At 71.0% G+C, this 14817-nt stretch carries 14 protein-coding genes and 2 tRNA genes; 3 read left to right on the forward strand and 13 right to left on the reverse strand.

Annotated features, from left to right (window positions below):
- Positions 1-136: 136 nt before the first annotated feature.
- From clpX to ACZ7IF_RS18690, 5 genes are all read right to left on the reverse strand, one after another.
- Positions 137-1423, reverse strand: a complete 1287-nt coding sequence (clpX, locus tag ACZ7IF_RS18670; protein WP_388938919.1) for an ATP-dependent Clp protease ATP-binding subunit ClpX — start codon at positions 1421-1423, stop codon at positions 137-139.
- 155 nt (positions 1424-1578) lie between these two features.
- Entirely contained in the window at positions 1579-2232 is a 654-nt protein-coding gene (locus tag ACZ7IF_RS18675; protein ID WP_469114449.1) for an ATP-dependent Clp protease proteolytic subunit, read from the reverse strand.
- Between the two features lie 103 nt (positions 2233-2335).
- Entirely contained in the window at positions 2336-2953 is a 618-nt protein-coding gene (locus ACZ7IF_RS18680; protein ID WP_470972397.1) for an ATP-dependent Clp protease proteolytic subunit, read from the reverse strand.
- A 286-nt stretch (positions 2954-3239) separates the two neighbouring features.
- On the reverse strand, positions 3240-4619 hold the full coding sequence (gene tig / locus ACZ7IF_RS18685; protein ID WP_470972399.1) for a trigger factor: 1380 nt from the start codon (positions 4617-4619) through the stop codon (positions 3240-3242).
- 178 nt (positions 4620-4797) lie between these two features.
- Positions 4798-4874 (reverse strand) — tRNA-Pro (locus tag ACZ7IF_RS18690).
- A 178-nt stretch (positions 4875-5052) separates the two neighbouring features.
- Here ACZ7IF_RS18690 and ACZ7IF_RS18695 point away from each other — a divergent pair.
- Positions 5053-5123 (forward strand) — tRNA-Gly (locus ACZ7IF_RS18695).
- A gap of 81 nt (positions 5124-5204) precedes the next feature.
- On the opposite strand, the gene ACZ7IF_RS18700 is transcribed toward ACZ7IF_RS18695, so the two are convergent.
- The 5 genes from ACZ7IF_RS18700 to ACZ7IF_RS18720 form a co-directional block, all read right to left on the reverse strand.
- Positions 5205-5399, reverse strand: a complete 195-nt coding sequence (locus tag ACZ7IF_RS18700; protein ID WP_385761390.1) for a hypothetical protein — start codon at positions 5397-5399, stop codon at positions 5205-5207.
- 164 nt (positions 5400-5563) lie between these two features.
- Positions 5564-6019, reverse strand: a complete 456-nt coding sequence (locus ACZ7IF_RS18705; protein ID WP_470972401.1) for an HD domain-containing protein — start codon at positions 6017-6019, stop codon at positions 5564-5566.
- On the reverse strand, positions 6016-7401 hold the full coding sequence (locus ACZ7IF_RS18710; protein WP_470972403.1) for a pyridoxal phosphate-dependent decarboxylase family protein: 1386 nt from the start codon (positions 7399-7401) through the stop codon (positions 6016-6018). Before ACZ7IF_RS18710 ends, ACZ7IF_RS18705 begins: the two co-directional genes overlap by 4 nt.
- An 87-nt stretch (positions 7402-7488) precedes the next feature.
- A complete protein-coding gene (locus tag ACZ7IF_RS18715) occupies positions 7489-8277 on the reverse strand; it encodes an ABC transporter ATP-binding protein (protein WP_470972405.1) in 789 nt (262 codons plus the stop codon).
- 116 nt (positions 8278-8393) lie between these two features.
- Positions 8394-9536 carry a SpoIIE family protein phosphatase gene (locus ACZ7IF_RS18720; RefSeq protein ID WP_470972407.1) on the reverse strand — a complete coding sequence of 381 codons (1143 nt, stop codon included), beginning with the start codon at positions 9534-9536 and terminating at the stop codon, positions 8394-8396.
- 117 nt (positions 9537-9653) lie between these two features.
- On the opposite strand from ACZ7IF_RS18720, the gene ACZ7IF_RS18725 reads away from it, so the two are divergent.
- The gene (locus ACZ7IF_RS18725) at positions 9654-10889 is read left to right on the forward strand and encodes a GNAT family N-acetyltransferase (RefSeq protein WP_470972409.1); all 1236 of its coding nucleotides are present in this window, start codon (positions 9654-9656) and stop codon (positions 10887-10889) included.
- Positions 10890-10928: 39 nt separating this feature from the next.
- Here ACZ7IF_RS18725 and ACZ7IF_RS18730 read toward each other — a convergent pair whose 3' ends face one another.
- Positions 10929-11735, reverse strand: a complete 807-nt coding sequence (locus tag ACZ7IF_RS18730) for an Fpg/Nei family DNA glycosylase (RefSeq protein WP_470972411.1) — start codon at positions 11733-11735, stop codon at positions 10929-10931.
- Between the two features lie 59 nt (positions 11736-11794).
- On the reverse strand, positions 11795-12283 hold the full coding sequence (locus tag ACZ7IF_RS18735) for a ribose-5-phosphate isomerase (protein WP_007264071.1): 489 nt from the start codon (positions 12281-12283) through the stop codon (positions 11795-11797).
- Between the two features lie 219 nt (positions 12284-12502).
- On the opposite strand from ACZ7IF_RS18735, the gene ACZ7IF_RS18740 reads away from it, so the two are divergent.
- Positions 12503-13936 carry an amino acid permease gene (locus ACZ7IF_RS18740; protein ID WP_470972413.1) on the forward strand — a complete coding sequence of 478 codons (1434 nt, stop codon included), beginning with the start codon at positions 12503-12505 and terminating at the stop codon, positions 13934-13936.
- A 77-nt stretch (positions 13937-14013) separates the two neighbouring features.
- Here the strand turns inward: ACZ7IF_RS18740 and ACZ7IF_RS18745 are convergent, their stop codons facing one another.
- The gene (locus ACZ7IF_RS18745; RefSeq protein WP_470972415.1) at positions 14014-14598 is read right to left on the reverse strand and encodes a biotin transporter BioY; all 585 of its coding nucleotides are present in this window, start codon (positions 14596-14598) and stop codon (positions 14014-14016) included.
- Between the last annotated feature and the right edge of the window lie 219 nt (positions 14599-14817).

Below are 14817 nucleotides of genomic sequence, written 5' to 3' on the forward strand. Positions count from 1 at the left end.
CCACACTTGGGAAAAGGCTCCCACCCGGCCCTGGAATTTCTAAAAGCCCCCCCGCTCAAAAAAGCACCCCACGAAAACCAACCAAGAAAGGGGCCCCCCCCCCCCCCACCCCCCCCTTCTCGTACGTGCCGTGCGGCTACGCCGACTTCTCGTGCGGGCCCTGGTCCTTCGGGACGATGCGGGGCACCAGCGTCGGGTTGACGTTCGAGCGGACCACGTCGGCGGAGATGACCACGCGGGCCACGTCCTTGCGCGACGGGACCTCGTACATCACCGACATCAGGACCTCTTCCATGATGGCGCGCAGGCCGCGCGCGCCCGTCTGGCGGAGGATCGCCTGGTCCGCGATGGCTTCGAGGGCCTCGCGCTCGAAGTCCAGCTCGACGCCGTCGAGTTCGAACAGGCGCTGGTACTGCTTCACCAGGGCGTTGCGCGGCTCCACCAGGATCTGGAGGAGCGCCTCGCGGTCCAGGTTGTGCACCGAGGTGATGACGGGCAGGCGGCCGATGAACTCGGGGATCATCCCGAACTTCACCAGGTCCTCCGGCATGACCTCCTGGAACTGGTCGCTCGCCTCGATCTCGCGCTTCGAGCGGATCGTCGCCCCGAAGCCGATGCCCTTGGCGCCGGCACGCGACTCGATGATCTTCTCCAGGCCGGCGAAGGCGCCGCCCACGATGAAGAGCACGTTCGTCGTGTCGATCTGGATGAACTCCTGGTGGGGGTGCTTGCGGCCGCCCTGCGGCGGCACCGAGGCCGTCGTGCCCTCCAGGATCTTCAGGAGGGCCTGCTGGACGCCCTCACCGCTCACGTCGCGCGTGATCGACGGGTTCTCGCTCTTGCGGGCGACCTTGTCGATCTCGTCGATGTAGATGATCCCGGTCTCGGCCTTCTTGACGTCGTAGTCGGCCGCCTGGATCAGCTTGAGCAGGATGTTCTCGACGTCCTCGCCCACGTACCCCGCCTCCGTCAGCGCCGTCGCGTCGGCGATGGCGAACGGGACGTTGAGCATGCGGGCCAGCGTCTGGGCCAGCAGGGTCTTGCCGGAGCCCGTGGGGCCCAGCAGGAGGATGTTGGACTTCGCGAGCTCGATCGCGTCGTCACGGCCCTGCGCGCCGCCGTTCTCGCCGGCCTGGACGCGCTTGTAGTGGTTGTAGACCGCTACCGAGAGGGCCTTCTTCGCCGGCTCCTGGCCGACGACGTAGCTCTCCAGGAACTCGTAGATCTCACGGGGCTTGGGGAGTTCCTCCCACCGGACCTCGGAGGTCTCCGCGAGTTCCTCTTCGATGATCTCGTTGCAGAGGTCGATGCACTCGTCGCAGATGTACACACCGGGTCCTGCGATGAGCTTCTTCACCTGCTTCTGGCTCTTCCCGCAGAACGAGCACTTGAGCAGGTCGCCGCCGTCACCGATGCGTGCCACGAGGTGCTTCCCCTTCGCCTGGGAGACGCTTTGGTTCAGCGCTCCTGGTGCCTCATATCCGACGGTACCTTGCCGGGGGCCCCGTTCGGGGCCCCCTTGACGCGGTTCACATCGCGGAATCCCGCGGTGCGGCCGCGCCGACTGGCGGCAAGGATTCAGACCGCGTTCATCTTGCGGGTCGAGACGATCTGGTCGATCAGCCCGTACGCCAGCGCGTCCTCGGCCGTGAGGATCTTGTCGCGCTCGATGTCCTCGCGGATCTTCTCGATCGGCGTGGACGAGTGCTTGGCCAGCATGCTCTCCAGCTGGTCGCGCATGCGCAGGATCTCGTTGGCCGCGATCTCCAGGTCGGAGAGCTGCTCGCGGCCGGTGCCGCCGGAGGGCTGGTGGATCAGCACACGGGCGTTCGGCAGCGCCATGCGCTTGCCCGGGGTGCCGGCGGCGAGCAGGACCGCGGCGGCGGAGGCCGCCTGGCCCATGCAGACCGTCTGGATGTCCGGCTTCACGAACTGCATCGTGTCGTAGATGGCCGTCAGCGCGGTGAAGGAGCCACCGGGGCTGTTGATGTAGATGGAGATGTCGCGGTCCGGGTCCATCGACTCCAGGCACAGCAGCTGCGCCATGACGTCGTTGGCGGAGGCGTCGTCGATCTGCACGCCGAGGAAGATCACGCGCTCCTCGAAGAGCTTCGCGTACGGGTCGTACTCGCGCACGCCCTGCGAGGTGCGCTCGACGAAGCGCGGGATGACGTAGCGGTTGTCGACCTGGGGGCCGGAGTAGAGGCCGCTCGCGGAGAAGTTGTTCTGCATCTGGGTGTTCACCGTCCTGGTGGCGTTCTGCGGGCTGAGGGTGCCTGGCTCGGGCGGGCGGGCGCAGGGGTCCTCGTACGGGACCCCGTGCGCCGGGCCGGGATCAGGCCCCGGTGCCGCCGCCGCCCGGGACCAGGGACGCGGCGGAGATGATCTCGTCGATGAGGCCGTACTCCTTGGCCTCCTCCGCCGTGAACCAGCGGTCGCGGTCGCCGTCGCGGATGATCGCCTCCACGGTCTGGCCCGAGTGGTGCGCGGTGATCTCAGCCATGCGCTGCTTGGTGCGCAGCAGGTACTGGGCCTGGATCTTGATGTCCGAGGCGGTGCCGCCGATGCCGGCGGAGCCCTGGTGCATCAGGATGTCGGTGTTCGGCAGCGCGAAGCGCTTGCCGGTCGCGCCGCCGGTGAGGAGGAACTGACCCATGGAGGCAGCCATGCCCATGCCGATGGTGACGACGTCGTTCGGGATGTACTGCATGGTGTCGTAGACCGCCATGCCCGCCGTCACGGAGCCACCGGGGCTGTTGATGTACAGGTAGATGTCCTTCTCCGGCTCTGCGGCCAGGAGGAGGAGCTGCGCCGTGATCTTGTTCGCGATCTCGTCGTCGACCTGCTGGCCGAGGAAGATGATGCGTTCGCCGAGCAGCCGGTTGTAGACATGGTCGCCGAGGCCGCCACCGATGGACGGCTCACCCGCGGCGTAAGGCTTCAGATTCGTCACGTATCCACCTGCTCGTCTCCGACGGCCACATGCCGTCTCAGCGTCTCGTTCTGGGGCGCGGACCTACCGGGGGGCGATGCCCGCCGGCTTCGGGTACTCCCGTGCCCTCGTATTCATGGACCCTAACGCGCAGGTAGGACAACGCCATCCCGCTTCCCGAACTGTTCGCTCGGAGCGCAAGCTCCCGAGCGCCCCGCGAGGGCACGCGGAAGGGCCCGGACGCGGCTGCGTCCGGGCCCTTCGGGGCACTGCTCAGGGGGCTCCGCGAGGGCGCCTCCCGGAGGTGTTACTTGGCCTCGGCGTCACCCTCGACGGCGGCCTCGACGACCTCGGCGGCCGTCTCGGTCTCGTCCTCGTCGTCGGAGAGGTCGACGACCTCACCCTTGGTGTCGACGACCTTGGCGGCCTCGACGACGACCGCGAGGGCCTTGCCGCGGGCGACCTCGCCGACCAGCATCGGGACCTGGCCGCCCTCGACGACGGCCTGGGCGAACTGGTCGGGGGACATGCCGGAGGACTGCGCGCGGCGCATGAGGTGCTCGGTGAGCTCCTCCTGGTTGACGCCCAGCTTCTCCTTGTTGACCAGCGCGTCGAGGACGAACTGGGTCTTGATGCCCTTGACGGCCTGCTCGGACGTCTCGGCGTCGAACTCCTCGACCGTCTTGCCCTGGATCTCGAGGAACTTCTCGAGATCCAGGCCCATCTGGCCGAGCTGGTGGTGCTCCAGGTTGTGCTTGCGGGTCTGGACCTCGTCCGCGAGGAGCTTCTCGGGGATCGGGACCTCGACGAGCTCCAGCAGCTTCTCCAGGACGCGCTCCTGGGCCTGCGTGGCCTGGTCGTACTGCTTCATGTTCTCGAGGCGCTTGCGGCTGTCGGCCTTGAGCTCGTCGAGGGTGTCGAACTCGCTCGCCATCTGGGCGAACTCGTCGTCCAGCTCCGGCAGCTCGCGGGCGGAGACCTTGGTGACCTTGACGGTGACCTCGGCGTCCTTGCCCTCGGCGGAGCCGCCCTTCAGCTGCGAGGTGAAGGTGGCCTCGCCGCCGGCCTCGAGGCCCTTGACGGCCTCGTCGATGCCGTCGAGGAGCTCGCCCGAGCCGATGGTGTAGGAGACGTCGGTGGCGACGCCGTCCGCGAGGACCTCGCCGTCGACCTTGGCCTCGAGGTCGATGGTGACGACGTCACCCTCGGCGGCGGCGCGCTCGACGTCCTTGGTGGACGCGAAGCGGCTGCGCAGCTGCTCGACCGACTTCTCGACGTCCTCGTCCGAGACCTCGACCGCGTCGACCTCGACCTCGATGCCGGAGTAGTCCGGGATCTCGATCTCGGGGCGGACGTCCACCTCGGCGGTGAAGGCCAGCAGCTCGCCGTCCTTCAGCTCGGTGATGTCGACCTCGGGCTGGCCCAGCGGGTTCAGGTCGGCCTCGTTGACGGCCTCGGTGTAGAACTTCGGGAGGGCGTCGTTGACGGCCTCCTCCAGCACCGCACCGCGGCCGAAGCGCTGGTCGATGACGCGGGCAGGGATCTTGCCCTTGCGGAAGCCCTTCACCGTGACCTGCTGGTTGATCTTCTTGTACGCCGCGTCGAGGCTGTCCTTGAGCTCCTCGAAGGGCACCTCAACAGTGAGCCGAACCCGAGTCGGGTTCAGGGTCTCCACGGCGCTCTTCACGGTTCGGTCTCCTTGTGGCTGACTGTCTGGGGGTTCTGCCGGAACGCTGTGATTCAGCGGCCTCGGCGGATTCGGCCCGGTACATCAGACACACGGGCGCAGCTTGCATAGTAACCGCAAGCGGCAATCAGCCCACAACGCGATCTTCGCGAGCGATCCCGGTGGCGGGCGGTACTGGTGGTCGGGGTGGCCGGATTCGAACCGACGACCTTCCGCTCCCAAAGCGGACGCGCTACCAAGCTGCGCCACACCCCGTCGGTGCGACACGTAGGGTACATGCCCGGAGACCCTCCGACGCCCCCGGTTTCCCCGGCGGGCGCACGCGCGTGCGGGGCGGGCCCGGACACGGCGGGAAATGCGGTGTGCACTCCCCCCGCGCGACCCGCTAGGATGCTGTCCGTGCCGCGGTCCCCGGACCTGCGGCGCGCGTGTTGCGGGTGTAGCTCAATGGTAGAGCCCTAGTCTTCCAAACTAGCTACGCGGGTTCGATTCCCGTCACCCGCTCTTCATGGCTCGGGGCCAGGCCGGAGATCTTCTCCAGGACCTGGCCCCGAGTCGTTTCCGCGTGTTCCCGCGCGGCTCCCGTCAGAGCTTGATGCCCGCGATGGTGTCCGCGAGGGAGTTCAGGAAGCGGTTGACGTCCGGGGCGATGGAGCTGGACGCGAGGAAGAAGCCGAAGAGGACCGCGACGATCGCGGGGCCTGCCTTGATGTGGTTGCCGCGGATCAGGATCACCAGGATGACCGCCAACAGAACCACCACTGACAGCGAAATGGCCACTACTGATCACACCTTCGGTCGTCCCCTGGCCGGCCCGGCGCGCGCGGCGTTGCGCGCCCCACATGCACCATCCTCCCACCAACCGGCCCCGGCTATCCGCCCCCTGACGAATAGCCGTCACGCCATTCCCGCCAAGCGGGCGCGCACCGGGCACATTTCGGGCGTCAGGGCGTGCTGATGCCGAGGAGGGAGCGGACGCGTGCGTACTTCGCGGTCAGCCGGTCGCGGGTGGGCGCGTCCAGTACGGACAGCCGTACGGGGTCCGCGTTGTGCGCGAGGTCGGCCTCCTTCACGAGGAGGGCACCGGGGGTGGCGAGGATGCGGGCGGCGTACTCCCCGACCGGTTCCCCGGGGCGTTTGGTGAGGGCCAGGACCATGTCCTTGACCTCCTGCGGGAGGGCGGCGGCCGCGAGCTGCGCCGGGCTGAGCGCGTCGTCCTCCACCGAGTCGTGGAGCCAGGCCGCGGCCTGCTGGGCGGGGCTGCCGCCGCGCAGGCGGACGCCCTCGGCCACGGCCGCCAGGTGCTCGGCGTAGGGCCGTCCGGCCTTGTCGGTCTGGCCCTCGTGCGCGGAGCGGGCGAGGGCCTCCACCTCGGCGAGGGTCAGGGAGCGGTCCGTCATGCGATCTCCTTCGCTGCCGCGCGCAGGGCCCGGGCGATCCGGTCCACGTCCGCCGGCGTGGTGCGCCAGTTGGAGAACGCGGCGCGCAGGCCGGCGGTTCCCCCGAGGACGGTGGGGGTGACGAAGACGTCGGCGGCGACGGCCTCGCGCAGGGCGGTCAGCCGCTCGGGGGCGGGGGCTTCGGCGAGGGTGAAGCAGACGACGTTGAGGCGGACCGGGGCCAGCAGCCGGAAGGCCGGGTCGCGGTCGAGGCGTTCGCCGAGGGAGCGGGCGCAGGCGATGTCCCGTTCGACGATCTCGCGGTGGCCCTCGCGGCCGTACGCGCGCAGGGTGAACCAGGCGGCGAGGGCCCGCAGCCGGTGGGAGTTCTCCGGGGTGAGGTGGACGAGGTCGGGGTCGGGGCCGAGGGGGCCGAGGTAGGCGGCCGCGTTGGCGAAGACCCGGGACTGGAGGTCGCGGCGGCGGGTGAACTGGACGGCGCTGTCGTAGGGGACGTTGAGCCACTTGTGCAGGTCGACGCAGACGGAGTCCGAGGCGTCGAGGCCGGCGACGAGGTGGGCGTGCTCCGGGGTGAGCGCGGCGAAGGCGCCGAAGGCGGCGTCGGTGTGGAGCCAGAAGTCGTGGTGGTCCTTGAGGGCGGCGACGGCGCGGAGGTCGTCGAAGTCGACGGTGTTGACGGTGCCGGCGTTGGCGACGACGACCGCCGGGCCGGGCGCGTCGGCGAGGGCCCGGTCGAGGGCGGCGGGGTCGACGGCCTCCCGGCCGGGGAGGGTGGGTACCGGGACGAGGGCGGCGCGGCCGAGGCCGAGGACGGACAGGGCCTTGGCGATGGAGGAGTGGGGGGCTCCGGAGAGCACGCGGACGGGGCCGAGGGCGGCGACGCCGTCCTGCGCCGGGGAGACGCCGAGGCGTTCGCCGAGCCACTCGCGGGCGATGGCGAGGCCGGCGGTGTTGGACATGGTGGCGCCGCTGACGAAGGTGCCGGTGTGGGCGGCGGAGAGGCCGAAGAGCTCGCGGAGCCAGCCGACGGTCTCGCGTTCGAGGTGCTGGCCGGCGCCGTCCATGGCGGAGTTGGAGTTCTGGTCGTGGGCGGCGGTCAGCCAGTCCCCGGCGAGGGCGGCGGGGGTGGCGCCGCCGGTGACGAAGCCGAGGTAGCGGGGGCCGGCGGAGGCGGAGAGGCGGGGCTCCCAGCGGGCGCGGAACTCGGCGAGGGCCGCTTGCGTGCCGGTGCCGTGCGCGGGGAGCGGCGCCGGCGGCGGGGCGTCCTGCGGCGGTACGACGGGGCGGTCGTCCAGGGTCGCGAGGGCCTCGGCGGCGGCGCGGCGGGTGGCGTCGAGGAGCTCGGGGAGGCGGGCGAGGTCGGCGGCGAGCGTGCGGTCCATGGGCGGCACGGTAGACGTCCCGGTACCGGGGGCGACCGGGCCAATCGGCCCCGGGTGGCCCGGTTCGGGGCGGGCGGGGCGGGGTGGTCAGGCCGCCGTGAAGGACGGGGCCGGGCGGCTGGTCAGGGTGGTCATGCGGGCGGCGATCGTGGCGGCGGGGGTGCGGGGGAGGCGGTCCGCGATGAGACCGTCGGCGAGGAAGAGCACCTGGTCGGCGTGGGCGGCGGCGGCCGGGTCGTGGGTGACCATGACGACGGTGGCGCCGAGGGAGTCCACGGCGTCGCGGAGCAGGCCGAGCACCTCGGCTGCGGTGGTGGTGTCGAGGGCGCCGGTCGGCTCGTCGGCGAAGACCACGTCGGGCCTGGTGACCAGGGCCCGGGCGATGGCGACCCGCTGCTGCTGTCCGCCGGACAGCTCGGCGGGGCGGCGGCGGCCCTTGCCGTCCAGGCCGACCCGGGCGAGCAGCTCGGCGGCCCGCGCCCGGTCCTGGCGGCCGCCGCCGAGGCTCATCGGGAGCAGGACGTTCTGCTCGACGGTGAGCGAGGGCAGCAGGTTGAAGGCCTGGAAGACGAAGCCGAGGCGGCTGCGGCGCAGCTCGGTGAGCTCGTTCTCGTTCATGGTGGTGATCTCGGTGCCGCCGAGCCGGACGGAGCCCTCGGTGGGGACGTCGAGTCCGGCGGCGCACTGGAGGAAGGTGGACTTGCCGGAGCCGGAGGGGCCCATCACGGCGGTGAAGCTGCCGCGCGGCAGGGTGAGGTCGATGCCGCGCAGGGCGTGCACGGAGGTGGCGCCCCGCCCGTAGACGCGCCGTACGCCGCTCAGCTCCACGGCGGGTCCGGTCTCCGCGTCGTGTCGCCTGGTCCGCCTGAGCCCCATGGTGTGCCGCCTTCCGTACCGGTGTCCGTTGGTGTTCCCGACGCTACGGAGGGGCGTGGGGCGGCGGCCATGGAGCGGCCCGGCGGACGGCCGGTGGGGTAAACCCCACCCCGGGGTCAGGGCGAGCGGCGGATGAGGAGCAGGGCCCGGTCGTCGTTGACGTCCTTGGCGACCTTCTCGATGAGGTGCCAGGCGGCGCCCTCCCAGCCGGCGGCGACGTAGCGGTCGGCTTCGCCGGTGAGCCGGTCGATGCCTTCGCTGATCTCGCGGTCGGCGGTCTCGACGAGGCCGTCGGTGAAGAGCATGAGGACGTCGCCGCGCCGCAGGTTGCCGCGGGCGGGTTCGAATTCGGCGCCGTCGTAGACGCCGAGCAGCGGGCCCTCGCCGGCGACCTCCTGCCAGCGGCCGGTGCCGGCCGAGAGCTGGAGGGCGGGGAGGTGTCCGGCGGACAGCAGTTGGTAGTCGCCGGTCTCCAGGTCGAGGACGAGGTGGATGGAGGTGGCGAAGCCCTCGTCCCAGTCCTGGCGGAGCAGGTAGCCGTTGGCCGCGGGGAGGAATTCCCGGGGCGGGAGGGCGCCGAGGAGGCCGCCGAAGGCGCCGGAGAGGAGGAGGGCGCGGGAGCCCGCCTCCATGCCCTTGCCGGAGACGTCGGTGAGGACGACTTCCAGGGTGCGGCCGCCGCTGGTGCGGGCGGCGACGACGAAGTCGCCGGAGAATGACTGGCCGCCGGCCGGGCGCAGGGCCATCTCGCGGTGCCAGCCGCGGGGCAGGGCGGGCAGCTTGCTCTGGACCCGGATGCGTTCGCGCAGGTCGAAGAGCATCGTGCCGCCGCGTCTCCAGGGCACGCCGACGCGGCTGCGGAACTGGGCGATGACCAGTCCGAAGAACCCGCAGGCGGCCACCACGAGCACGGTGCCGGGGGTGACCCGGGCCGGGCCCTGGGTGTAGGGGCCGAGGACGAGGGCCTCGACGATCAGGGCGGCCGCGGCGGCGGCGTACAGCCCGAGGAGGCTGGCGGGGCGCAGCAGGAGGCCGCCGGCGACGATGGGCAGGACCAGGGCCGACGGGGAGAACCAGACGGGCATCAGGAGGGTGCCGCAGGCTATGGCGGGGACGGTCAGGAGCAGGCCGGCGAAGGCGAGCCAGTCGGAGGCGTCCCCGCGGAAGTAGTCGACGGCGGATTTGCGCAGGGCTGTGCGTGCCCGGTGCGACAGCATGCGCATCCGGGCCATGAACGTTTCCACGCGTGCTCCGGCCATTGCTCCGGGACCATATCCATCCTGGCTGTGACTGCGCAGGGGGACCCCCGGACCAATGGCACTTCGCGGGGCGAAAACCCTTCGACTGCGGCGGAACGCCCGGGTGACGATGACGGTATGGCTCTTGAGATGCGGGTTTTGCAGCAGGATGAGTGGGATGTCTGGTTCGATCATCTGGAACTGGCGTTCGGTGGTGTGCCCGCCGCCACACCGAACCGGGAGCTCTTCCGCTCCCTGACGGAGCTCGACCGCTCGCTCGGCGTCTGGGACGGCGAGGACTGCGTCGGCTCGGCCTCGGCCTACGGCTTCCGCCTCTCGGTGCCGGGCGGGGCCCTGGTTCCGGCGTCGGGCGTGACCCTGGTCGGTGTCGCGCCGACCCACCGCAGGCGCGGGGTGCTCACGTCGCTGATGCGCCGCCAATTGGACGGCATCCGTACGGGTGAGGAGCCGATCGCCGTGCTGACGGCCTCGGAGCCGGAGATCTACGGCCGCTTCGGCTACGGCACCGCCGCGTACTCCACCGCCGTCGACATCGACACCACCCGGGTGCGCCTCTCCGTGCCGCCGGGGACGGACGCGGTGCGGCTGCGGCTCGTGGACCCGGAGAAGGCCCTCGCGGACTGCGAGCGGGTCTACGCCGCCCTGGTCGCGGACCGCCCGGGGATGCTCGCGCGGCAGCCGGGCTGGGAGCGGCAGGCGCTGGTGGACGTGCCGGAGCTGCGGGACGGGGCCTCGCCGCTGAAGTGCGTGGTGGCCGAGGGCCCGGACGGCGTGGTGGTGGGGTACGCGCGCTACCGGGTCAAGCCCGACTGGGAGCTGACCGGGTCGGACGGCAAGGTCGAGGTCGGCGAGGTGCACGCGCCGGACCCGGCGGCGTACGCGGCGCTGTGGCGCTACCTCTTCGAGATCGACCTGACCTGGCACGTACGGGCGTACGCGCGGCCCGTCGACGACCCGCTGCTGCATCTGGTCAGCGACATCCGGCGGGTCAGGGCGCAGCAGCGGGACGCGCTGCACCTGCGGCTGGTGGACCTGCCGGCGGCGCTGGAGGCCCGGGCGTACGGGGCCACGGTGGACGTGGTGCTGGAGGTGGAGGACGCGTTCTGCCCGTGGAACGCGGGGCGGTGGCGGCTGACCGCCGACGGCGACGGGGCGGTGCGGTGCGTACGGTCGGAGGACGCCGCCGACCTGGCGCTGTCGGTGCGGGAGCTGGGCTCGGCGTACCTGGGCGGGGTCACGCTGACCTCGCTGGCGGCGGCCGGGCGCGTGCGCGAGCTGCGGGCGGGGGCGCTGCGGGAGGCCTCGCGGGCCTTCGCGGGCGACGTGGCGCCCTGGCTCCCGCACAACTTCTAGCGGGCCCCGGCTGATTCCCGCCGCGAGCGTCGCGAGCGGCTAGCGCTGCTGGCAGGCGGGGCACCAGAAGAGGTTGCGGGCGGCGAGGTCGGCGGTGCGGACCTCGCCCCCGCAGATGTGGCAGGGCATGTTCGCCCGTCGGTAGACGTACACCTCGCCGCCGTGGTCGTCCACCCTCGGCGGGCGGCCCATCACCTCGGGGAGGTGTTCGTCGCGGACGGTGTCGATGCGGTTGTTGCGGACGCCCTCGCGCATCAGCACCACCAGGTCGGCCCACATCGCGTCCCATTCGGCGCGGGTGAGGTCCCGGCCGGGCCGGTAGGGGTCGATGCCGTGCCGGAAGAGGACCTCGGCGCGGTAGACGTTGCCGACGCCCGCGACGATCTTCTGGTCCATCAGCAGGGCGGCGATCGTGGTCCGGCTGCGGGAGATCCGGGTCCAGGCGCGGCCGGGGTCGTCGGCGGGGCGCAGCGGGTCGGGGCCGAGGCGGTCGTGTATCGCCTTCTTCTCGCCCTCGCCGATCAGCGCGCAGGCGGTGGGGCCGCGCAGGTCGGCGTAGTGGTCCTCGTTCAGCAGGCGCATCCGGACCGTGTCGGTGGCCGGCGGGGCCGGGGCGGGGCCGAAGCCGAGCTTGCCGAAGAGGCCGAGGTGGATGTGGATCCAGGCGTCGCCCAGCTCCAGGAAGAGGTGCTTGCCGTGTGCCTCGGCGCTCTCCAGCTCCCGCCCGTCGAGCAGGGCCGCGCTCTCGGCGAAGCGGCCCTGGGGGCTGCTCACGCGTACCGGGCGGGCGGCGAAGCGCTCCGCGTGGTCCTGGGCGAGGCGGTGGATCGTATGCCCCTCGGGCACGGCGGCGCTCCTCCTTCTGGTGCGTGCCGCCGGACGGGCCGTCCGGCGGCACGGGTGGCCTACTGGTCCTGCGGGTGGTGGGCCGGGATCGGGGGGAGCTCGCCGGTGGTCTCGTACGCAGAGAGCATGTCGATGCGGCGCGTGTGGCGCTCCTCGTCGGAGTACGGGGTCGCCAGGAAGGCCTCGATGAAGCTGGTGGCGTCTTCCTGGCTGTGCATCCGGCCGCCGACGGAGATGACGTTGGCGTTGTTGTGCTCGCGGCCGAGCTTCGCGGTCTCCACGCTCCAGGCGAGGATGGCGCGGACGCCCTTGACCTTGTTGGCGGCGATCTGCTCGCCGTTGCCGGAGCCGCCGATCACGATGCCGAGGCTGTCGGCGTCCGCGGCGGTCTTCTCCGCGGCGCGCAGGCAGAACGGCGGGTAGTCGTCGACGGCGTCGTAGATGTGGGGCCCGCAGTCGACGGGCTCGTGGCCGTTGTTCTTGAGCCAGTCCACGAGGTGGTTCTTGAGCTCAAAGCCGGCATGGTCGGATCCGAGATACACGCGCATGGGTCGAGTGTGGCATGCGCGGGGTCGGGAGAGGTCAGAGGGGTGTCGCATAAATCACTTCTAAACCTCAAGTAAACCCAAAGAACGCAGACAGGAGGGGTCGGGACCTTGATCCCGGGTTGGGGGCCTTGGGTAACTATCGGAACAAGGTCTTCCGTACTGCCGGTAAATCGGGTTTGAATGCCGGAACTCTCCACCCGAGAACCTAAGGATTCGTCCATGAGCACGACGACGACCCTTCAGAAGGCAGGCGACCCGACCGGTGAACCCGGTTCCGCCCAGCCCTCCGACGGTCTCAAGGCTGGTCTCAAGAACCGCCACCTTTCCATGATCGCCATCGGCGGTGTCATCGGCGCCGGACTCTTCGTCGGCTCCGGCGGCGGCATCGCCAAGGCCGGCCCCGCCATCCTGATCTCGTACGCCCTCGTCGGCGCGATGGTCGTCTTCGTGATGCGGATGCTGGGCGAGATGGCCGCCGCGAGCCCGAACTCCGGCTCCTTCTCCGCCTACGCCGACCGCGCCCTCGGCCGCTGGGCCGGTTTCTCCATCGGCTGGCTGTACTGGTTCTTCTGGGTCGTCGTCCTGGCCGTCGAGGCCACCGCCGGCGCCGTCATCCTGGAGGGCTGGATCCCGGCCGTCCCGCAGTGGGCCTGGGCCCTGATCGTGATGGCCGTCCTGACGGTCACCAACCTCGGCTCGGTCGCCTCCTACGGCGAGTTCGAGTTCTGGTTCGCGGGCATCAAGGTCGTCGCCATCGGCGCCTTCGTGGTCGTCGGCATGCTCGCCGTCTTTGGCCTGCTGCCGGGCTCGGACAACCCGGGCGCGGGCTTCGCCCACCTCACCGACACCGGCGGGTTCGTCCCCAACGGCTGGGGCTCGATCCTCACCGGTGTGCTGATGGTCGTCTTCTCCTTCATGGGCAGCGAGATCGTCACCCTGGCCGCCGGCGAGTCCGAGGACCCTCGCAAGGCGGTCACCAAGGCCACCAACTCGGTGATCTGGCGCATCGGCGTCTTCTACCTGGGCTCGATCTTCATCGTCCTGACCCTGCTGCCCTGGAACGACAAGTCGATCGTCGAGAAGGGCTCGTACGTCGCCGCCCTCGACTCGATCGGCATCGCGCACGCCGGTCAGATCATGAACGTGATCGTCCTGACGGCCGTGCTGTCCTGCCTGAACTCCGGCCTCTACACCGCCTCCCGCATGGCGTTCTCGCTGGGCGAGCGCGGTGACGCCCCCAAGGCCTTCGCCAAGGTCAGCAAGAAGGGCGTGCCGACCGCCGCCATCCTGGGCTCCGTGGTCTTCGGCTTCATCGCCGTCTACTTCAACTACGCCTACAAGGACACGGTCTTCGACTTCCTGCTCAACGCGTCGGGCGCCATCGCGCTCTTCGTGTGGCTGGTCATCTGCCTGACCCAGCTGCGGATGCGCAAGATCCTGGTCGCCGAGGCGCCGGAGAAGCTCACCGTCAAGATGTGGCTCTTCCCGTACCTGACCTGGGCCACCGCCGCGATGATCACCTTCGTCCTCGGCTACATGGTCTACGACGAGGGCAACCGCAAGACGGTCATGCTGTCGCTGCTGGTCGCCGCCGTGGTGCTGGTCATCGGCGTGGTGCGCGACGCCCGCCGCAAGGCCGCCGCCCGCGCGTAACCTCCGCACCCCCCGTACGCACGCAGCAGCCCCGGACCGCCACGAGCGGTCCGGGGCTGCCGTACGAGGGGGGTTGCTCAGCCGCGGCGGCCGGCCAGCTTCCAGGCCGTCGGCAGCGCGCCCATGGCCAGCGCGGCCTTGAGGGCGTCGCCGATCAGGAACGGGGTCAGGCCCGCCGCGACGGCCGCGCCGAGCGACATCCCGGTGGCGGCCATCAGGTACGGCACGCCCACCGCGTAGATCACCGCGGAGCCCAGCACCATCGTGCCCGCCGTACGCAGCACCGAGCGGTCGGCGCCGCGCCGCGCGAGGGCGCCGACGAGGGTGGCGGCCAGCAGCATGCCGAGCACGTAGCCGAAGGAGGCCCCGGCCGCGCCGGAGGTGCCGCCCGCGAACCACGGCACGCCGGCCATGCCGACCAGGGCGTACAGCGCCAGCGACAGGAAGCCCCGGCGGGCACCGAAGGCCGTGCCGACGAGCAGGGCGGCGAAGGTCTGGCCGGTGACCGGGACGGGCGAGCCGGGGACGGGTACGGAGAGCTGCGCGGCCAGGCCGGTGAGCGCGGCTCCGCCGACGACGAGGGCGGCGTCCCTGACGCGGCTCGCGGGCAGCAGGTCGGCGAGGACGGCGCCGGGCCGGAAGGAGACGGAAGCGGTGCTCATCGAAGGCTCCGGAAGGTGGGGTGGTCGGGCAGGACACCGCGACGTTAGCCGCCGTCACACGGCCCACCCACCACCGACCGGGACAAAGCCATACTGTCCGGTTTGGTGGAGACCGCACAAAGGTGCAGCCTTACACCCGAGTTGAAGTGATCCCGATCACGGGCCACATTCGATGACACATCCTTTTTGCTCCCGGGGGTTCACTCCAGCCAGACTGTA

The organism is Streptomyces sp. NPDC037421, assembly GCF_055602105.1.